Raw genomic sequence first — 19,630 nt, 5'->3', positions numbered from 1 at the left:
CGTGTCCCGATTTGACCCCCGGGAGTTCTTCGGGGACCTCACGGAGACGGAGACCACGGTCACCGTCGCGCTCGGCTTCGTCGTGTTGGCGCTGTTTCTCGCGTTAGCGACCGGCACGCTCGGCGCCTCGTACTTCCTGTTCCTGTTCGGGCTCGCCGGGATGTACGCGCTGATGTCGCTCGGGCTGAACGCCCAGTGGGGGTTCGGCGGGCTCATCAACTTCAGCGTCGCCGCCTTCTTCGGAATCGGTGCGTACGGCGCGGCGCTGATGACGGGCGGGAACTCCCCGATCGCCGGCGAGTTCAACCCGCTCGTCGGGCTGGTCGTCGGGCTGGTCGTCGCGGCGGTCGTCGCCGTCGCCATCGGGATCCCGACGCTCCGGCTCCGTGCCGACTATCTGGCGATCGCGACGCTCGGGCTCGCGGAGGTGATCCGGCTGTTCCTCCGCAACGAGCGACAGTGGACCAACGGCAGCGCCGGGATCCGCGGGATCCCGAGCTTCTTCGAGGGGTGGCCGATCCTCGGGACGCTGCCGCAGACGATGCCGGGACTGGAGATCGTGATCGTCCCCGGGTCACCGATCGTGCTCGGCACGCAGTTCTGGCGACAGCTTCTCAACGTCTCGCTGCTGCTCGCGTTCCTTGGCGTGGCCTTCTTCGTGCTCAGCCGGGCACAGCGGTCGCCGTGGGGACGCGTGCTCCGGACGATCCGGTCCGACGAGGACCTCGCGAAGGCGCTGGGGAAGAACACGTTCTCGTACAAGATGCAGACGTTCGTGCTGGGGAGCATGATCATGGCGCTCGCCGGCGTGTTCTACGCGCACCTCAACCTCTTCGTCAATCCCGGTGACCTCGACCCGATCACGACGTTCTACGTGTGGGTCGCGGTGATCCTCGGCGGTAGCGGGTCGAACCGCGGCGCGCTGCTGGGCGGTTTCGTCGTGGTCGCGATCCGCGAGGGGTCGCGGTTCCTCAACGACTTCGCGTGGTTCCCCGTCGACGGGGCGCCGCTGCGACTCCTGCTGATCGGCCTGCTGATCGTGCTCGTGATGCGGTACCGGCCGCAGGGCGTGCTGCCGCCACAGCGCGAGCTGATCTGGCCCAGCGCGCTCGACGACGACGGCGCGCCGAATCGGCCGTCGAGTGGCGTCAGAGAGCAGAAGGGCGGCAACGGAGGTGACACCAATGAGTGACGCAACGAACGGAACCAACGCCCCCAACGAGGGCGATTCGACGGCGACGGAGCATCGGGCGGAAACCGACACGACGACACCGCAGGTCGGCGCCGTCGAGGGGAAAGACGACGTCGTCCTCCGGGTCGACGACCTCCAGAAGTCGTTCGGCGGGCTCACCGCGACGGACCATGCCACCTTCGAGGTCGAGCGTGGGACGATCACGGGGCTCATCGGCCCGAACGGCGCCGGCAAGTCGACGCTGTTCAACCTGATCTCCGGGTTCTACGAGCCCGACGGCGGCACGGTAACCGTGAACGGCACGGACGTCACCGGCATGGAGCCGTACGAGGTGGCCGAGCACGGCCTCATTCGGACGTTCCAAACCCCCCGCAAGCTGGAGGGAATGACCGTCCGCGAGGCGATGTTGGTCGGTCCCCGGAACCAGCCCGGTGAGTCGTTCCTCACGCTGTTCACCTCGCCGTCGACGGTCACCGAGAGCGAGTCGGCGAACCTCGCGGACGCCGAGCGCATCCTCGAGGAGTTCGAGATCGACCATCTCGCCACCCAGCCCGCGACGGACATCTCCGGCGGGCAGATGAAGCTCGTCGAGCTCGCGCGGGCGATGCTGGCGGAACCCGAAGTGTTGCTGCTGGACGAGCCCGTGGCGGGTGTGAACCCGACGCTCGCGAAGAAGCTCAAATCGCAGATCCGCCGGCTTCACGAGGCGGGCACCACCTTCGTCCTGATCGAACACGACATGGAGTTCGTGATGGACCTGGCTGACCCGGTGATCGTGCTCGACCAGGGGAGCGTGCTCACCGAGGGAACGCCGTCGGAGATCCGCAGCGACGACAGAGTCATCGACGCGTACCTCGGAGGTGGCGCATGAGCGACGCGCCCGGTGGTGAGGCACGGAACGAGTCCGACCCCGTGCTCGCGCTGTCGAACGTCGACAGCGGCTACGGCGAGGTGCAGGTGCTCGACGACCTCTCGATGCGGCTCGACGCCGGCGAGATCGTCTGTCTCGTCGGCCCGAACGGCGCCGGCAAGTCCACGGTCCTCAAGACGGCGTTCGGCATGCTGACGCCCTGGGAGGGGACCGTCGAGTACCACGGGCGCGACATCGGCGGCATGGCGCCCGAGGACATCGTCAGGGAGGGGATCGGCTACGTTCCCCAGACCGACAACGTGTTCGGCTCGTTGACCATCGAGGAGAACCTCCGAATGGGCGGCGTCGCCCGCGAGGGGAGTCTCGATCAGGTGATCGACGAGCTGTACGACCGGTTCCCGATCATCGAGGAGAAGCGGTCGGCAAAAGCGCGGACGCTCTCGGGTGGCCAGCGCCAGGTGCTGGCGTTCGCCCGCGCGCTCGTGATGGAGCCCGACGTGCTCCTCATCGACGAGCCGTCCGCCGGGCTCGCACCCAACACCGCCGACGACGTCTTCGAGGACGTGCAGGCGGTCAACGACATGGACACGGCGATCCTGATGGTCGAACAGAACGTGACCAAGGGGCTCGGCATCTCCGACCGCGGCTACGTGCTCGACCAGGGCACCGTCCGGTTCGAGGGGACGCCCGAGGAGCTGTTGAACGACGACGAAGTGTCACAGCTGTACCTCGGCGGCTGATCCCACCAACCACACCAACCACGCCAATCCCGCCTCACGTCGCGCGCTTTTCCAGTTCTCCTTTGAGCGCGGCGGCGTCGAACTCGTGGTCCGGGCGGATGGCGACGAAGTCGAGAAACTCGCGGGCAGCCAGCAGTTCTTCCGGCGTGTAATGCTCCAAGGCGGCGTCGACGGTCGCGGATGCGCCGATCAGCGGCTCCAGCGCGGCCGTCGCGCTCGCGAGGTCGTACGACCGCGCGTCCTCGCGGGCGTCGTCGTTCACGTTGGTCGCGTCGATGAAGTAGAGCTCGCCGTCGAGGATCAGGACGTTCTCGGCGCGCAGGTCGCCGTGCGCGAGCCCGGCGTCGTGGAGGATCCGGAGGTTGCGAAACAGGTCGGGGGCGAGTTCCTGCTCACGGTCGCGGTCGAGCTCGTCGAGCGGCCGGAACTCCGGCAGGTACTCCAACACGACGACGCCGAGATCGCCGACCTCCAGCGCCTCGATCGGCTCGGGTGCGTTGACGCCGAGCTCGCGCATTTTGCGGGTCGCCTCCAGCTCGTGGCGGGCCATCTCGTAGGGGGTCTCGTACCGCTCGAAGAAGCCCTCCGTCCCCGCGGAGAACGCGCCGAGGTTCCGGCCCGTCGTGAAGAGGGTGTGGACCAGCATGTTCTGTTTGGTGATCACCTTCACGAACAGGTCGTCGTCGATGACCATCGGCGTCGACAGCCAGTTGTCGGCGTCAAGAAACCGAACGTGGGCCGTCTCGCGGTCGTACCGGTCCGTCAGCTCGCGCACGACTCGCTCCAGCTCGGGCCAGTCGACACGGCCGCGCACGAGTCGGCGGAGTTCCATATCGAACTCTCACGCCCCGGTCAGGGATAAAAGGTCCCGCCGGCGGATTGCTCCCCCGTGACCACTCCGCCGGCGGGCGCCCCGTCGTGGCCATCTCCAAGGATCCTCACGGTCGTTCGCATCGTTTATAGTCCGGCTTCGCAGATATTGCCCCATGGACTTCGATCTGCCCGCGGAACACCGCATGATTCGGGACACCGTCCGGGAGTTCTGCGAGGAGGAGATCCGCCCCATCGCACAGGAGGTGGAGGACGAACACCGGTTCCCCGCCGAGGTGTTCGAGGAGCTCACCGCGCTCGACATGATGGGCGTTCCAGTCGACGAGGCGTACGGCGGGCTCGGCGGCGACCAGCTGATGTACGCGCTCGTCACCGAGGAGCTCGGTCGCGTCTCCGGGGGTATCGGCCTCTCGTATGCCGCCCACACCTCGCTCGGCGCCAAGCCGATCGACATGTTCGGCACTGACGAACAGAAGGAGCAGTGGCTCCGTCCCCTCGCGGAGGGCGACGGGATCGGCGCGTGGGCGCTCACGGAGCCGGGTAGCGGCTCCGACGCCTCGAACATGGACACGACCGCCGAGTACGACGCGGACGCCGACGAGTACGTGCTCAACGGCACCAAGCAGTTCATCACCAACGCGAACGTCGCCAACAGCATTCTGGTGAAGGCCGTCACGGAGCCCGGCGCGGGCTACGACGGCATTTCCACCTTTATTGTCGACCCCGAGAACGACGACGGGTTCGAGGTTGTCTCCGTCTGGGAGAAGATGGGGCTCAACTGCTCGCCCACCTGCGAGATCAGCTTCGACGACGTTCGCATTCCGGCCGACCGCCTGCTCGGCGAGGAGGGAGAAGGCTGGAAACAGACGATGAAGACGCTCGACGGCGGCCGCATCTCCATCGCCGCGCTCTCGACGGGGCTCGCACAGGGCGCCTACGAGGCCGCCAAGGAGTACGCCGGCGAGCGCGAGCAGTTCGGCGAGCCGATCTCGAAGTTCGACGCCATTCGCGACAAGATCGTCCACATGCACCGCCAGACCGAGCGCGCGCGCCTGCTCACCCACAAGGCGGCGGTGACGTACGACGACGGCGAGCGCGTCACCCAGGAGTCCGCGCTCGCGAAGCTCGACGCCAGCGAGGCCGCCCGTGAAGTGGCCGAGGAGGCCGTCCAGACGCTCGGTGGCTACGGCTACACCACGGACTTCGCCCCGCAGCGCTTCTACCGCGACGCAAAGTTGATGGAGATCGGCGAGGGAACCAGCGAGATCCAACACGTCGTGTTGGGCCGCCAGCTCGGCCTGTAGCCGCGCTCACTCACGTTCCTGTTCCCCCAACGGCAACCGAATCGGGCATAAAGAGTTTTGCCACCGGCGGAACCACAGTCGGGTTATGAGCACTTTCGAGTACGACGTCGTCGTGGCGGGCGCAGGAACGTCCGGGTGTTACGCCGCCGCGACCGCCGCGGAGGCGGGTCTCGATGTCGTCGTCGTCGAGCGCAAAGACGAGACGGAGGCGGGCCACATCGCCTGCGGGGACGCGCTGAAGGGCGCGGACTCGTTCCCCGACGTGATCCCGAAATCACACCTCGAACCCGCGTTCACCAACACCGGCGTCGACCACGGACGCTTCGAGATCCCCAAAGAGGACACGGTCCTCAATATCCCGATTCCGGGCGAGCTCGCCGTCATCGACCGCTGGGAGTACGGTCGCCGGCTCATCGACGGCGCGAAGTCGGCGGGCGTCGACTTCCACTACGACACCGTCATCAACGACGTGACGCAGGACGCCGCCGGTCGCGTCACCGGCCTCCGCGCGAAGCGCAAGGGCAACCTCCGAGAGTACAACGCCGATGTCGTGATCGACGGCGCCGGCGCGCTCTCGATCCTCCAGGATAAAGCCGACTTCGAGGGGACGACGTTCGACACCAACGTTCGCTACTCGCAGTTCTGCTCGGCGTACCGCGAGATCGTCGAGGTGCCCGAGCCGGTCGAGTGGGACGACGCGCTCGTGTTCAAGCCCACCGACCGCGCGGCGGGCTACCTCTGGTACTTCCCGCGGACGAGCACGGAGATCAACGCCGGGCTCGGCTTCCAGATGAACGAGGAGCCGATGAAGCTGGTCGAGGCGCTCCGTGAGGACCTCCAGAGCCGGCCGGAGTTCGCCGGCGCGGAGGTCCGCGACAAGCTCGGCGCCGCACTGCCCACCCGTCGGCCGTACGACTCCGCGGTCGCACCCGGCTATATGGCGGTCGGCGACGCCGCAGGTCACGTCAATCCCACCACCGGCGGCGGCATCGCCGGCGCCGCTTACGCCGGCAAATACGCCGGCGAGCAGGCCGTCAAGGCGATCTCCGATGGCGACCTCTCCGAGGAGAACCTCTGGCGGTACAACGAGCGCGTGATGGACCACTACGGCGGCCGATACGCCGCCCTCGACGTGTACAACGTGCTGTCGACGGCGGTCGACGTCGACGACCTGATGGGGCTGCTCGCCAGCCTCCCGGGCGAGAACCTCGCGGAGGCGCTGTACGAGGGATCCACGTCGATGTCGTTCGGCCTCAAGCTCAAGTGTGCCGTCAAGTCGTTCGGCTACTGGGGGACGATTCGGAACTTCTACCGGACGAAAACGCTCGCCGACGAGCTGCTCGACCACTACGAGTCGTACCCGACGAGCCCGGCGGCGATGGCCAACTGGACGGGCCGGCGCGACGAGATCATGGACCGGATCTACGAGACGACCGGCGCGGATCCGAAGTACTGAGCCCCGCACACACCGCCACTGATGTCCGCCCACTCCAGCGCGTTTCTCGCCCCGCACGCGACCCGCATCGAACGAGCGCTCCGATCACGGCTCGACGACTGCCGGTCGGAGTCGCTCGCCGACACCCTCCGGTCGGCGGCCGAACTCGGTCCGTCCGAGCCCGCCGCGCTCGCGCTCGCGACCGCCGAACACGTTCCCGACTCCCAGCCCGGTTCGGCCCTCCCTGACGGGAGCACAGCCGTCGACTTCGGAGACGACCTGATGGAGTCCGCCGTCGCGATCGGCCTGATCGACCTCGCTGCACGCATTCACGCCGCGCTCGCCGAAGCCCCCGGGGCGCCGGACGCACCGATTGACGACGAGTTCGATGCCGGGATCCCTCCGGCAATTCTGGCCGGGGACGTCGGCTTCGCGCTCGGGTTCGGGTCGATCGAGTCGGTCGACGACCCCGAGAGCGGGGTCGAACGATTCGCCACGCTCGCGAAGACGATGGCGGACGTGACCGCCGGCGTCTGTCAGGCCACCGAGTGGGACGGCGAGTCGCTCGCCGACATCGAGGCAGCACTGGCTCGCGGCGCGGGGTCGCTGTACGCCACCGCGCTGGTCGTCGGCATCGGTAACGTCGCCGACGAGGGGGAGCGCGTCGCCGTGCGACAGGCGGGCCGTCACCTCGCCGTCGCCGTCGCGCTCCGACGATGTGAGTCGTTGCGTGCGGAGCTCGCGCGGGCGTCGCTGCTCAATGCGGCCGACCGACGCGCGGACCGGCGCTCCGCCGCCGCCCATGCGGCGCTCGGACGCGTCGACACGTCGCTGCAAAACTCGCTCGAAACGGTGCTCGACGGGATGCTCGACGGCACTGTGCCGTGATGGCTGGCGTTACGGCCGCGTCGCCGAGACGCGCTCGATGGCGTCGGCCAACACCGTGATCCCCAGCTCGATGTCGTCCTCGACCACGTCGAAGGTCCCGGTGTGGTGGCCGCCCGGGTGGTCCGTGCCGACGCCGACGTAGCAGGCAAAGCCGCCGCGGTCCTGGACGTGCTGCATCAGGTAGGTGGCGTCCTCCGACCCGCCGAGGTCGTCGCTGTCGACGATCGACGTGATGCCGGGGTTCTCGCGCGCAACCTCCCCGACGATGCTGGCGAGCGCCTCGTCGCTGGTCGCGCTCGGCGCCTCGCCCTTGGTGGTGACTTCGACGGACACGTCGTGCATGTCGGCCGCCGACTGCAGCACGCGGTCGGCCTTTTCGGCCATGTACTCCGCGAGCTCCGTCGTCGCGCCGCGGACCTCGCCCTCCACGAACGACTCCTCGGGGATGATGTTGGTCGCGGTGCCGCCGCCGACCAGTCCGGCGTTCACGCGGGTTGGGCCCTCGGAATGACGGGGTATCGCGTAGAGGTTCTGGACCGCCGCAGCCATCGCCTGCACCGTGTTCCGGCCCTGCTCGGGGCGCGCGCCGGCGTGGGCGGATTCGCCGTCGAACGCCGCGAGGAAGTGGCGCACCGCGAGGAAGCCGTCGACCCCGCAGACCACCTCACCCGACGGGTGGTCGAGGCCGATGTGGACGGCGTAGAGGTACTCCACGTCGTCGAGGTGGCCGGATTCGGCCATGGGCTTCCCGCCGGATACCTGCTCCTCGCTCGGCTGGAAGAACACCTTCAACGTTCCCTCGAAATCGGAGTCGAGCACGGCGTCGATGGTGCCGAGTCCGATGGTCGCGTGGGCGTCGTGGCCGCAGGCGTGCATGTAGCCCTCGTTCTCCGACCGGAATCCCTCCGAAACGGGGACGTGCTCATCGTCGTCCGCCTCCAGAATGGGGAGCGCGTCGATGTCGACCCGGAGGCCGACCACCGGCCCCTCGCCGCGCTCGATCACGGCGACACAGCCGGTGTAGCCGCCGGCCACGTCGTCGAGCACGTCGGGGTCGCCCCCGGCTTCGCGGGCCTTGCTCAGCCACTCCGCGAGCGTCTCCTCGTCCGGGACGTTCATGCGCTCGCCGTCAGCGAGCGCGTCGCGCCCGACGTGGATCTCGTCGATGTCGCGCTCCCGGAGCGCCTCGACGATGCGGGCGGTAGTGTAGAACTCACACCACGCGGGTTCGGGGTGGCGGTGGAGGTCGCGGCGGAACTCGCTGTACGCGTCGGCGTCTCGCGTGCTCATACGACCGGATGCACCCGACGGAACTTAAACGGTCCAGTGGCGGGGAGACGCGCCGGGATCGAGGAGAGAGGGAGGACCGTGATCGCGCCCACAACATCACAATTTCTGGAAATTGTGAAAATTCTGGAACGTCCGACCATCGGACCGTGTCCACGTGACGGCGAACGCGGCGGCGGCGAACGCGGCGTCCGAGAGCGCCGGCGGTCGCGCACCCGCTGTCCCTGCCGCTCAGTCGCGACGATGCCCGAGTGGCTTCTTGCGGTCGACCTGGACTTCGATGTGGATCGAGTCCGGAAAGTCCGTCGCGACGACTTCACGGGCGATGTCGTCGGAGCCGTGGATCTCCATCGACCGGGAGTAGACGGTGTACTCCCACGGCGAGAACTCGTCGCCGGCGCGGAGCTGCTTGTACAGCGGTACCTGCACGCGCTCGGCGGGCGCGGAGTGCGGGCCCTTACACTCGGCGCCCTTGCGTTCGATCGTCGTCTTCACGTCCTCGACGGTCTCCGCGAGCACGTCGCGGTCGCCGGAGGTAAAGGAGAGTTTGGTCACGAAGGTCATGGCTGGGGGTTACCAGTCAATCGTTGCCCGAGCGGTAAAAACGCATCTACCGGCCTCCTACGTGGGAGACACACCCATGCGAACTGCTTGCCACGTCTCCGCTTTCCGCCCCGGAGCGACCGACGGACGGCACGTGTGGACGGTGGCGCACGCCGACGCCCGCCAGCGCACTCCCCGGCCTCCCGGGGGAACCGGGCCAAAGATCAGCCTGTCGGACTGCCGAAACGCGGCCAGATCGGCGGAGAGAGTCGCAGAACCCGGATGCACCGTCGAGTCCGACACCCTCTTTACGGGGGGTTGCTTACCTGATGATAATGACGGTCGAAGCGACCAGCGCTGGAGCCATCCTCTTCCGCGATACCCGCGGCGAACGGGAGTATTTGCTCCTGAAGAGCCGACCGGGGGACTGGGAGTTCCCCAAAGGCGGGGTCGAGGGGGACGAGGAGCTCCAGCAGACGGCGATCAGAGAAGTCGGTGAGGAGGCCGGGATCGAGGATTTCCGGCTGATCGACGGCTTCCGCGAGGAGTACGACTACGTGTTCGAGGCGAACGGCAAGACGATCCACAAGACCGTTCACCTGTTCATCGCGCGCTCGTTCGAGGCGAGCGCCGAACTCTCGAAGGAACACCGCGACCTGCAGTGGCGCGACTACGACCAGGCGGTCAACACGATCACGCAGGACGGCCCCCGCGAGATCCTCGAGGAGGCCCACGAGTACCTCGACGAGCTGCAGGACGACGAGTCGGGCGAGTACGTCTAGCGAGGGCGCCGATCCCGACCGCCGGCGAGCGCTTTTTCACCACCGACGCGGAACCCCACCCGTGAGCTTCGACGCCGAGTTCGAGTACGAGCTGCTCGTCTGCCGCTACGCGGAGCTGGCCTGGCGACCCGGCGGCGACCCGACGCCCGTGCTCGTCGCCCGCCAGCTCGGCACCAAACGCCGGCGCTGGGACACGGTGGTCGTCGAGGTCGACCCGGAAGGACTCGCCGCACGCCGGCGCTTTGGCGACCGCACCCTCGACTCGGACCTCCTCCACGTCGTCCGGCACGCGCCCGCCGAGTGGGCGTGGTACCGCGACGCGCTCCCCGAACCCGACTACCCCTGGCGGTACGTCCGGCAGGCCGTCCACCGTGCCGCCGGCCGTGACCTGATCGACAAGCGCCGGCGGAACAACCGGATCCAGCTCCGGCGCAAGCGCCCGTACCCCGACTGGGTGCGCCGGATCGTCGCCGTCGAGAACAAGCCTGATCTGGACGCGAGCGCCGCGGACGCGCTCGCCGACCAGCTCTCCCACGATGTCGAGGCGGGACTCGCCGACGAGGCGTGGCTCGCCACCGAGACGACCGGCGAGCGCGTCGAGCCCGCACTCCTCCGGGCGATGCCGGTCGAGGCCGGCGTGCTCACCACGGACTTTTCGGAGGGTGTGCGGGCGGGTTCTGGCACCGTTGCGTGGCACCCGAGCGACCTCGGACCGGGAGCGGGCGGCATCGGTGAGAACGCCGCCGCGGGCGACGACCTCACCCGTGGGCGCGACCCGGAAACCGAGACCCTCCGGCTGGAGATCGCAGAGCGGGCCTACGGCAAGGGCTGGCGCTCGTTCCACGACACGATGCGCCCCGACTGCCGCCACTTCGAGCTGGAGCGGCGCGGCCGGGCGCTGACGCCGCACTGTGCCGCGAAGGAGAAGACGCCGACTGCGCGGGAGTGTTCGGGCTCCTGTCCGGAGTTCTCGCCGGAACCCCCGCAGTGGCGGACGAAGGGGTGGCCGATCGAGGGCGGTCCTGGGAAGGGCGTGAAAGGCCTCCTTGAGCGCCGGCGCGAGCGCGAGCGTGAGCGGACCGCCGGCGGGGAGTGAGGCCGCTCGTCAGGAGCCACTCCGGTATCGACCCGCAACGGACCGCATGCGGGTTCGCCGGCGGCCCCGTCGGCACCCGCGCTCCGGCCGAACGCCGGTACTACTCGTCCGTCTCGACGACGTAGCCGTCGTGAGAGACGGAGATGGACGTCCGCGGATCGGTCGATCGGCCGCCGAGATACTGCGCGGACTTGATCCCGACCGCGTCGAACGGATAGAGGGAACCGTCCGCCGACGTCCGGATCCAGTCGAAGCGACTCTCGAAGATTTGTTTGAATCTCATTCGAGCTTTCATAGTTATCTTATAATTGACTTTCAATTATAGTGAATATTACGAGACGTATGTGAACACGTGGTAAACGTATTGAACCCACGGATGATGGCGGTTGGTGAACCACTTCGGAAAGCACGTTCAGGCGACCGAGATCGCCCCGAAATCACGCCGGTCGGACACTACCTTTCGTCGGCGAGCGAGAGTTTTCAGTGAGTGACCTCGGGAGTGGGTATTGTAACCGGCGCCATCGGTGATCGCTTATAAACAACCGTGAGTGGTCCCGCTGCTCGCTTATAAACCCGACTGCGGTCGGCGCGCGCGAGAAACGCGCGCGAGGGAGGCGGCGGGCCGCCGCGGAGCGGTCCCGCGGCGGTCCGTCCGCCGAGGCTGGGGAGGGCTGAGGCTGCGGTGCCGTGCGGGGTGGGACTCAAAGGGGCAACCGGCTCCGGGACGACGGGCGACGTAAGCACTTTTCGGGGCGTCGGGCGGTGTGGAGAGACGCCCCGAAAAGCGCGCAACGAGCCCCTCGACCGGAGCCGGCTGGGGCTTTGGAGGTGTTTGTCGTCGTGCTCACTCCAACGACTCGTGTTTCAAGCACTCCTTATAAATGATCCACAACCTCACCGACGCCTCACTGATAAACCCCACACCCACTCACGTAATACACCCACTCCCAACATCGCTCAACAAGGAGCTCTCATCGACCGACTGTTTCAGGGGCCGGCGATCCGCCTCAGAGAGGTTCAACGGAGCCGTTCCACCCGGTTGAGGTCCCGTTTCTCTTCAGAAGTCGCCCGTCGAGGCCGTCGGTCGCCACCGCGACCGCGTTCGACGCTACTCCAGCGCCGCCGCCACCTTCTCGATCGGGTGTGGCGGCTCGCCGGCGTCCGCCTCGCGGTCCTCCAGTTGGGTGCGGCAGGAGGCGCCCGGCGCGACGACCGTCTCGCCGTCGCTGTCGTCGACCTGGTCGTAGAGGATCCGGCCGATCGCCTTGCTCATCGAGTAGTGCTCGGCCTCGTAGCCGAACGTGCCGGCCATGCCACAGCAGGTGGAGTCGAGCGGGTCGACCCCGTACCCGGCACGGCGGAGCACGCCGACCGCGTGGTGGTCCTTCTTGGTTGCCTTCTGGTGGCAGTGGCCGTGGTAGGTGAGCGTCTCCGTCGAGGCCGCAAAGGAGAGCTCGTCGTCCAGCCGGAACGCGTCCACGAACTCCAGCACGCCGTAGGCGTTGGCGGCGACCGTCTCCAGGGCCTCGTCGTCCACGTCGCTCGCGTCGCCGCCGAGCAGGTCGAAGTAGTCCGACTGGAGCATCACCGCGTCGGAGGGCTCGACGACGACCACGTCCCAGCCGTCAGCGGCGTCGGACGCCAGCGTCTCGACCGTCTCCGCGGCGATGTCGCGGGCGTCGTCGACCAGCCCCTTCGAGTAGGCCGGGCGTCCGCTGCCGGGAACGTCCGGGATCCGGACGTGGCAGTTCGCGGCCTCCAGCACGCGGACGGCGGCTTTGCCGGCGCCCGGATTCGTGTACGTGGTATACGTGTCGGGGAACAACAGCACCTTGTGTTCGGCGTTCTCCAGCGGCACGCCGGCGCCGCCCCGACTGTCGAACCAGTCGACGAGACTCTCCGAGCGGAACGTCGGGAGTTTGCGTTCGCTGGCGATGCCGAGCGTTTTCTCCATCACCGTGCTGGCGCCGGGGACCTTCGGGAGCGCGTTGGCGACGGGCGCGAACCGCGAGGCAAGCGGCGCGAGCGACTCGAACGTGCCGAACAGCCGGGTGCGGAGGTCGACGCCGTGCTCCTCGTGGTGGGCGTGTTCCACCTCCGTCTTCAGCTTCGCCATGTCGACCTCGCTCGGGCAGTCGACGGTACAGCCCTTACAGCCGATACAGAGGTCCATCACCTCGGTGACGAACTCGTCGTCCGTCGGGTCGGCCGGGAGCTCGCCGGCCATCGCGCCGCGGAGCGCGTTCGCGCGGCCGCGGGTGGCCTGCACCTCCTCGCCGGCGGCCCGGTACGTCGGGCACATCACGCCACCGGTGGTCTCCTGTGAGCCGCGGCAGCCCCCACAGCCGTGACAGAGTTCAACCATGCCCTGCATCCCGTTCTCGTTGGGCCACGCCAGTTCGGGGTCGAGCCCGAGTTCGAGGTCGTAGTCGGGGTCGAACCGGAGGTTCTCCCGCATGTCGAAGTCGCCACAGACGTTGCCCGGGTTGAGCAGCCAGTCGGGGTCGAAGGCGGTCTTCAGCTCGCGGAACGACTCCCAGAGGTCGTCGCCGTACAGCTTCCGGTTCCACTGGGTGCGTGCGCGGCCGTCGCCGTGCTCGCCCGACACCGACCCCCCGAGGCGCACGACGAGGTCGGTGACGCGGTCCGCGATGTCGACCATCGCGTCCACGTCGTCCACGTCCTTCGTGTTGATCAGGGGACGCACGTGGAGCACGCCGGGGCCAGCGTGCGCGTAGAACGTCGCGAACGTGTCGTTGTCCGCGAGGATCTGCTGGAACTCGCGGGTGTACTCCGGGAGGTGCTCCGGCGGAATGGCACAGTCCTCGATGAAGGAGATGTGCTTGGCGTCGGAGGTGCGCGAGAGCAGGATCGGCATCCCGGCCTTCCGCATCTTCCAGAAGCGGTCGCGCCGCTCCGGATCGTGTGCCTCCATCGCGGCGTGTGCGCGCACGGGCTGGCTCGTCGTGTCGCCGGCGCCCGCCTCGGGATCAGCAGCCGTCTCGGTGCCCGGACACCGATCCGCGACGAGGTCCGCGACCTTCTGTCGTCCCTCCTCGTCGGTCTCCGCGTAGAACTCGACGAGCAGCAGCGAGTCCGTCCCCTCGGGGAGCATCCCGACCACGCCCTCGAACTCCGCGGTGTCGCGCGCGAGGTCGAGCAGCACGTCGTCCATCACCTCGACTGCGGCCGGGTCGTGTTCGAGCACGGGGGCCACGTCCTCCATCGCCGAGAGCAGGTCGTCGTACGTCAGGAGCGCGACGGCCTTCGTGTTCGGGATCGGCTCCAGCGAGACCGTCGCCTCGGTGATCGTCGCGAGCGTCCCCTCGCTGCCCGCAAGCAATCGGCCGAGGTTGACGACGCCTTCCTCGCCGTACTCGCCGCGATACTCTGCGAGCAGACGGTCGAAGTTGTATCCCGAGACGTTCCGTTTCAGCTCCGGGTAGCGGTCGTCGATCGCGTCGGCCTCCTCGTCGAGGATCCGGACGACCTCGGCGTGGATCCGCGGCAGGAGCTCGTCGCTGTCGGGGTCGGCGGACTCCCGGAGGTCCTCGACGGCGACCTCGCCGAACGTCTCGACGGTACCGTCCGCGAGCACGACCTCGACGTCCTCGACGTAGTGGTCGGTCTTGCCGTACTTCAGCGAGTGTGAGCCGGTCGAGTTGTTGCCGATCGCGCCGCCCACGGCGGACTTGTCGCGCCACGCCGGGTCGGGAGCGAACTTGAGTCCGTGCGGCTCCAGTGTGGTGTTGAGCTCGCCGACGATCGCCCCCGACTGGACGCGGGCGATCTCCTCCTCCGGGTCCACCTCGAGCTGACCGTCCATCGAGTGCGAGAAGTCGAGGACGACCGCCTCGTTCACCGTCTGGCCCGCCAGCGAGGTGCCCCCGCCCCGTGGGAGCACGGGAATCCCCTCCGCGAAGCAGTACTCGTGAACTGCTGCGACATCCGCGGTCGATTCGGGGAAGACGACCCCGATCGGCGTCACCTCGTAGGCGGAGGCGTCCGTGGCATACAGCCGGCGGGAGTAGTCGTCGAACCGCACGTCGCCGTCAACGCGCGCGTCGAGCGCATCCACGAGGTCGGGGCGCTCGACATCGCCGCCGACGTAGTCGAAGTCGCCGCCGTCCCGCGGGTCGGGACCGGGCGTATGAGTGGCCATGCGACACCGTCACGCCCGAGCGACGAAAAGCCCCCGGACCGAACCAAACCCGCCGGTTTCAGCGGCGGGCGGCACAACATCCAAACCCCCGTCCCGCGAACGACTCTCCATGTCAACTGCACGCACGTCGGCGTTCCGCGAGGAGCTCGACGCTCTCGACGTGTCCTGGACGATCGCGTCCCCCGCGGAGTGTGCTGACGCCGTGGACGCAGCCGCCGGCGAGCCCGCAGTCGGGGTGCCGCTCGACCGCGCTGACGGTGCGCACCTCCCCGAGCGCGTGGCAACGACCCCGACGACCGCGGACCTCCGGGCGGCACATACCGGGGTCACGGCCGGCGCGCTCGGCATCGCTGAGTACGGCTCCGTGGCGATCGAGGCCGACGGGGCGGCCACCGAACCCGTCTCGCTGTTCGTGGAGCGCCACGTCGTCGTTCTCGACGAAAGCGACCTCGTGGACGGGTGGGCCGAGGCGTTCGACTGGCTCGCCCCGCGACTCCGCGAGGATTCGGCTGACGTGGTGTGGGCCACCGGCCCGAGCGCGACGGCGGACATGGGCGGACTCGTGCGGGGCGCACACGGGCCGAAGGAGGTCCACGTCGTGCTGATTCGAGATGCCGCGGAAGATGAGGAGGACTCGACTGATGAGTGACGCGAGGGGGGAACACGATCCACATCCGCCTGACCGCGCCGGCCGCATCCGAGAGCTGCTCGCGACGGAGGGCGACGCCGTCGCCGACGCGACCCGCGGGTTCAACGCCGGTCGGTACGAGTCGACCGCCGAGCTCGACGACTACGAGGAGCTCAAGGCGGAAGCACGGGCCATCAAGGAGGACGCCATCGAGCGCCTCCCGTCGCTGATCGACGAGGTGCGGGATGCCGTGGAGGCCAACGGCGGCACCGTCTACGTCGCCGAAGACGCCGCCGACGCGAACGACTACATCCGGAACGTCGTCGACGAGCGCGAGGGCGAGCGCGTCGTCAAGTCGAAGTCGATGACGACCGAGGAGCTCGACCTCAACGAGGCGCTGGCGGGCGACGGTGTCGAGGTGGTCGAGACCGACCTCGGCGAGTGGGTGTTGCAGGTCGCCGACGAGACGCCTTCTCACATCGTCGCGCCGGCGATCCACCGCTCTCGGGAGTCGATCGCGGCGCTGTTCAACGAGCGGTTCGACCCGGATGAGCCGCTGGAAACGGCCGAGGAGCTCACCCGATTCGCCCGCGAGCGCCTCGGCGACCTGATCGAGGACGCCGACGTGGGCGTGACGGGGGCGAACTTCATCGCCGCGGACTCGGGGACGCTCACGCTCGTCACCAGCGAGGGGAACGCGCGCAAGACCGTGACGGCGACCGACACGCACGTCGCCGTCGCCGGCGTCGAGAAGCTCGTCCCGACGCAGGGGGACGTGGCCCCGTTCGTCGAGCTGATAGGGCGCTCGGGGACGGGCCAGGACGTGACCGCCTACATCTCGACGCTGACGCCGCCCGTCGACTCGCCCGTACCGGAGTTCTCCGATGACGAGGCGCCGGTCGCGGCGCGAGATGCCGACGACCGCGAGTTCCACCTTGTGCTCGTGGACAACGGGCGCACCGAGATGCGCGAGGATCCTGAACTCCGGGAGACGCTCTACTGCATCCGGTGTTCGGCGTGTGCGAACGCCTGCGGCAACTTTCAGGCGGTTGGCGGCCACGCGTTCGGCGGCGAGACGTACTCCGGCGGCATCGCGACCGGCTGGGAGGCCGGCGTCGAGGGGCTCGACGTCGCCGCCGAGTTCAACGACCTCTGTACCGGCTGCTCGCGCTGTGTACCCGCCTGTCCCGTCGGCATCGACATCCCGTGGCTCAACACCGTCGTACGCGACCGGATCAACCGCGGGGAGACCGACCCCGGGTCGCTGGAGTGGGCGTACGACGAGCTGGTTCCCGACAGCGTCACCGAACGAGCGGCACCTGACGACTCCGGCGAGCCCGCCGGCCTCGACCGCACCAAGCGGCTCGTCGGCAACTTCGCCACGCTGGCGAAGTGGGGAAGCCGAACGGCGCCGATCAGCAACCACCTTGCGAAGACTGGTCCCCTCCGGGCCGTCATGGAGCGAACCCTCGGCATCGACCGCCGGCGCGACCTCCCGGAGTTCGCGAGCGAGTCCCTCGTCGAGTGGTTCGACAGGCGGGGCGGGGCGCAGGTGTCCGCTACGGAAGCGACCCGCGAGGCCGTACTCTACCCCGACACCGCCACCAACTACGTCCACGTCGGTCGGGGGAAAGCCGCCGTGCGCGCGCTGGAAGCGCTCGACGTGCGCGTGACCGTCCCCGACCTCCCGCCAAGTGGCAGACCCCCGCTCTCACAGGGGATGATCGCCACCGCTGAGTCGCGGGCGCACGACCTCTACGGTGCGGTCGCCGAACACCTCGATGCCGAGCGCGACCTCGTCGTCGTCGAGCCGAGCGACCTCGCCATGTTCCGCGGCGAGTACGAGCGGTTCCTCGCCGAGCGCTCGGCCGAGCGACTCGCGGACGGGAGCTACGACCTGATGGAGTACCTCTTCGGCCTGTTGGAGAACGGCGGCGACCCCGACGCGCTCGCGGCGCCCGCCGGCATCGACGCCCGCGAGGGAGTCGCCTACCACCCACACTGTCAGGCCCGGACGTTGGGCGTGGGCGAGCACGCGACCGCCGTCCTCGAACGGCTCGGCTACGACGTGCGCGTCTCGGAGACGGAGTGTTGCGGCATGGCCGGGTCGTTCGGCTACAAGGCCGACTACTACGAGTTGAGCATGGCCGTTGGCGAGCCGCTTCAAGAGCAGTTCGGGGACACCGACCGGACGCTCGTCGCGACGGGTACCTCGTGTGGCGAGCAACTGGACGCGCTGTTGGACGCGCCGGCGCGACACCCCGTCGAACTGGTGGCGCCGTCGTCGTAGGGGGAGTCGACGCCCCGTTCCGTCGGCCGAGCGTCAGACGCTCGTCGTCGGACAACGAACGCTTATTAGGCGCGCTCGTGACCGTATGGAGTATGAACGCGATGAGCGGACCGCCGGAGGAGATCACGTCCCTGGTCGGACGAGAGGTGTACTCGAACAACGGAGTGTTCGTCGGCGAGGTGGAGGACGTTCGCCTCGATCTGGACGCCCAGTCCGTCACCGGGCTGGCGCTGGCGGAGCTGAACGCCGAGCTGTTCGCGGGCCGAATCGACGCCGGCAAGGGCGTCATCGTCCCGTACCGCTGGGTGCGTGCCGTCGGCGACATCGTCCTCGTCAACGACGTGGTCGAGCGGTACGACACGGGCGACGACGAGGACGACGACGTCTGACGTGAGCCGACTGTCGACCGGGGTGCCGGTGCTCGACCGGCGCCTCGGCGGGGGGCTGCCGCCGGGGTCGCTGGCGGCGCTCGTCGCCCCGCCGGAGTCACAGAGTGAGCTGTTTTTGCGCGCGCTGTGTGACACCACGGAGGCAGTGTACCTCACCACCCTGCGTCCCGCCGTGGAGGTGGAACGACAGCTGGCGGACGCCGGCGTCGAGAACGTCTCCGTCCGGTCGTGTGACCCACAGACGCTCACCACGGAGCCGGACCGGTTGCTGGCGGATATTCCGGAGGACGGCGTCGTCGTGGTCGACCCGTTCAACCCCGTCGAGACGGTCGACCGTACCCGCCACGTCGGGGTGCTCGACGCGCTCAAGTCGGGACTGGAGGCCGCCGGCGCGGTCGGCATGGTCCACTGTCTCGTGGACGACGCCGACGGCGCCGGGCGCACCCGGACGCTGGCGCGGTCGGATCTGGTGTGTGAGGTGGACATCGTGAAAACGTCGCTGTCCATCGACACCCGACTGTACGTGACGAAGTTCCGCGGCGGCAGCGCGCTCACCGAGCCGGTGAAGGTGAAGCTCACCGACACGGTCAGCGTGGACACGAGTCGCGACATCGCCTGATACGGGACGTGGCTCGTGGAATCCGCTGTGGCTGAGAAGATCCGCCCTGGTTGTGGTCTATACAAAGTCCTCGATGAGTGATATCGGGAGGGGGTGGATCAGATCGTCGCCGGCGACGTGGTATATAAACGGTCGAGAATGGAAGTGACGCTCTCCTTATAAATGGACGCGCGGTGCGGTGGCGCGCCCGGTGAGCGCCCAGCGGGCGCGAGCCGGCGCGCGAGGGAGGCAGCGGGCGCCGGCGGAGCGGTTTCCCGCCGGCGGCCGTCTGCCGAGGCTGGGGAGGTGTGAGGTGCGGGTGCAGTGCTGTGCGGGGCGGGACTCAAAGGGGCAGCCGGCTCCGGGACGACGGGCGACGTAAGCACCGCAGCGGGCGGTGCTGAGAGCGAGGAGCGCAGCGAGCCCCTCGACCGGAGCCGGCTGGGGCTTTGCAGGCGGTCCTCACATGCGCAGAACGAGCAACTCACCAAACAAACACTCTTTATAAAGGACAGACAGAACCATCCACGTCTAACTTATAAACCCAGCACCCGCTCAGGTGATACACCTACTCCCGACATCTATCAGCATCAT

General features: G+C 68.3%; 17 protein-coding genes. 12 read left to right on the top strand and 5 right to left on the bottom strand.

Annotated elements, in window-relative coordinates; genetic code table 11:
• The first annotated feature begins 1 nt into the window (after window position 1).
• Genes ACYQ07_RS00535 through ACYQ07_RS00525 form a run of 3 tightly spaced genes read left to right on the top strand, consistent with a single transcriptional unit; the run spans window position 2 to window position 2,803 of the window.
• A complete protein-coding gene (locus tag ACYQ07_RS00535) occupies window positions 2-1,192 on the top strand; it encodes a branched-chain amino acid ABC transporter permease (protein ID WP_459875890.1) in 1,191 nt (396 codons plus the stop codon).
• On the top strand, window positions 1,185-2,063 hold the full coding sequence (locus tag ACYQ07_RS00530) for an ABC transporter ATP-binding protein (RefSeq protein WP_459875887.1): 879 nt from the start codon (window positions 1,185-1,187) through the stop codon (window positions 2,061-2,063). Before ACYQ07_RS00535 ends, ACYQ07_RS00530 begins: the two co-directional genes overlap by 8 nt.
• Window positions 2,060-2,803: an ABC transporter ATP-binding protein gene (locus ACYQ07_RS00525; RefSeq protein WP_459875884.1), complete on the top strand. Its 744-nt coding sequence runs from the start codon at window positions 2,060-2,062 to the stop codon at window positions 2,801-2,803. Before ACYQ07_RS00530 ends, ACYQ07_RS00525 begins: the two co-directional genes overlap by 4 nt.
• 34 nt (window positions 2,804-2,837) lie before the next feature.
• On the opposite strand, the gene ACYQ07_RS00520 is transcribed toward ACYQ07_RS00525, so the two are convergent.
• Window positions 2,838-3,635: an RIO1 family regulatory kinase/ATPase domain-containing protein gene (locus ACYQ07_RS00520; protein ID WP_459875882.1), complete on the bottom strand. Its 798-nt coding sequence runs from the start codon at window positions 3,633-3,635 to the stop codon at window positions 2,838-2,840.
• Between the two features lie 154 nt (window positions 3,636-3,789).
• On the opposite strand from ACYQ07_RS00520, the gene ACYQ07_RS00515 reads away from it, so the two are divergent.
• From ACYQ07_RS00515 to ACYQ07_RS00505, 3 genes are all read left to right on the top strand, one after another.
• Window positions 3,790-4,938: an acyl-CoA dehydrogenase family protein gene (locus ACYQ07_RS00515; RefSeq protein ID WP_459875879.1), complete on the top strand. Its 1,149-nt coding sequence runs from the start codon at window positions 3,790-3,792 to the stop codon at window positions 4,936-4,938.
• Window positions 4,939-5,023: 85 nt separating this feature from the next.
• The gene (locus ACYQ07_RS00510) at window positions 5,024-6,394 is read left to right on the top strand and encodes a geranylgeranyl reductase family protein (protein WP_459875876.1); all 1,371 of its coding nucleotides are present in this window, start codon (window positions 5,024-5,026) and stop codon (window positions 6,392-6,394) included.
• Between the two features lie 21 nt (window positions 6,395-6,415).
• A complete protein-coding gene (locus tag ACYQ07_RS00505; protein WP_459875873.1) occupies window positions 6,416-7,261 on the top strand; it encodes a polyprenyl synthetase family protein in 846 nt (281 codons plus the stop codon).
• Between the two features lie 9 nt (window positions 7,262-7,270).
• On the opposite strand, the gene ACYQ07_RS00500 is transcribed toward ACYQ07_RS00505, so the two are convergent.
• Both ACYQ07_RS00500 and ACYQ07_RS00495 read right to left on the bottom strand, forming a co-directional pair.
• A complete protein-coding gene (locus ACYQ07_RS00500; protein WP_459875871.1) occupies window positions 7,271-8,551 on the bottom strand; it encodes an amidohydrolase in 1,281 nt (426 codons plus the stop codon).
• A gap of 228 nt (window positions 8,552-8,779) precedes the next feature.
• Window positions 8,780-9,112 (bottom strand): 30S ribosomal protein S10, encoded by a 333-nt coding sequence (locus ACYQ07_RS00495; protein ID WP_459875868.1) that lies wholly within the window; start codon window positions 9,110-9,112, stop codon window positions 8,780-8,782.
• A gap of 314 nt (window positions 9,113-9,426) precedes the next feature.
• Here ACYQ07_RS00495 and ACYQ07_RS00490 point away from each other — a divergent pair, with 314 nt between their 5' ends.
• Both ACYQ07_RS00490 and ACYQ07_RS00485 read left to right on the top strand, forming a co-directional pair.
• Complete coding sequence (locus ACYQ07_RS00490; RefSeq protein WP_459875865.1) at window positions 9,427-9,873, top strand: bis(5'-nucleosyl)-tetraphosphatase; 447 nt, start codon at window positions 9,427-9,429, stop codon at window positions 9,871-9,873.
• A 61-nt stretch (window positions 9,874-9,934) separates the two neighbouring features.
• The gene (locus ACYQ07_RS00485; RefSeq protein ID WP_459875862.1) at window positions 9,935-10,969 is read left to right on the top strand and encodes a DUF5787 family protein; all 1,035 of its coding nucleotides are present in this window, start codon (window positions 9,935-9,937) and stop codon (window positions 10,967-10,969) included.
• A gap of 100 nt (window positions 10,970-11,069) precedes the next feature.
• Here the strand turns inward: ACYQ07_RS00485 and ACYQ07_RS00480 are convergent, their stop codons facing one another.
• Window positions 11,070-11,252, bottom strand: a complete 183-nt coding sequence (locus ACYQ07_RS00480) for a hypothetical protein (RefSeq protein ID WP_459875859.1) — start codon at window positions 11,250-11,252, stop codon at window positions 11,070-11,072.
• Window positions 11,253-12,077: 825 nt separating this feature from the next.
• On the bottom strand, window positions 12,078-15,131 hold the full coding sequence (locus ACYQ07_RS00475) for an FAD-binding and (Fe-S)-binding domain-containing protein (protein ID WP_459875856.1): 3,054 nt from the start codon (window positions 15,129-15,131) through the stop codon (window positions 12,078-12,080).
• Window positions 15,132-15,240: 109 nt separating this feature from the next.
• On the opposite strand from ACYQ07_RS00475, the gene ACYQ07_RS00470 reads away from it, so the two are divergent.
• The 4 genes from ACYQ07_RS00470 to ACYQ07_RS00455 all read left to right on the top strand — a co-directional run bounded on the left by ACYQ07_RS00470 (window position 15,241) and on the right by ACYQ07_RS00455 (window position 19,057).
• Window positions 15,241-15,780 carry an LUD domain-containing protein gene (locus tag ACYQ07_RS00470; RefSeq protein ID WP_459875853.1) on the top strand — a complete coding sequence of 180 codons (540 nt, stop codon included), beginning with the start codon at window positions 15,241-15,243 and terminating at the stop codon, window positions 15,778-15,780.
• A complete protein-coding gene (locus tag ACYQ07_RS00465) occupies window positions 15,773-18,049 on the top strand; it encodes an LUD domain-containing protein (protein ID WP_459875850.1) in 2,277 nt (758 codons plus the stop codon). Before ACYQ07_RS00470 ends, ACYQ07_RS00465 begins: the two co-directional genes overlap by 8 nt.
• Window positions 18,050-18,150: 101 nt before the next feature.
• On the top strand, window positions 18,151-18,438 hold the full coding sequence (locus ACYQ07_RS00460) for a PRC-barrel domain-containing protein (protein WP_459880174.1): 288 nt from the start codon (window positions 18,151-18,153) through the stop codon (window positions 18,436-18,438).
• A 1-nt stretch (window position 18,439) separates the two neighbouring features.
• Complete coding sequence (locus ACYQ07_RS00455) at window positions 18,440-19,057, top strand: RAD55 family ATPase (protein WP_459875847.1); 618 nt, start codon at window positions 18,440-18,442, stop codon at window positions 19,055-19,057.
• Window positions 19,058-19,630 lie beyond the last annotated feature (573 nt).

The organism is Halorubrum gandharaense (genome assembly GCF_054654575.1).
The sequence above is the reverse complement of the archived record's forward strand: the minus strand, read 5'-3'. Positions and strand labels throughout refer to the sequence as shown.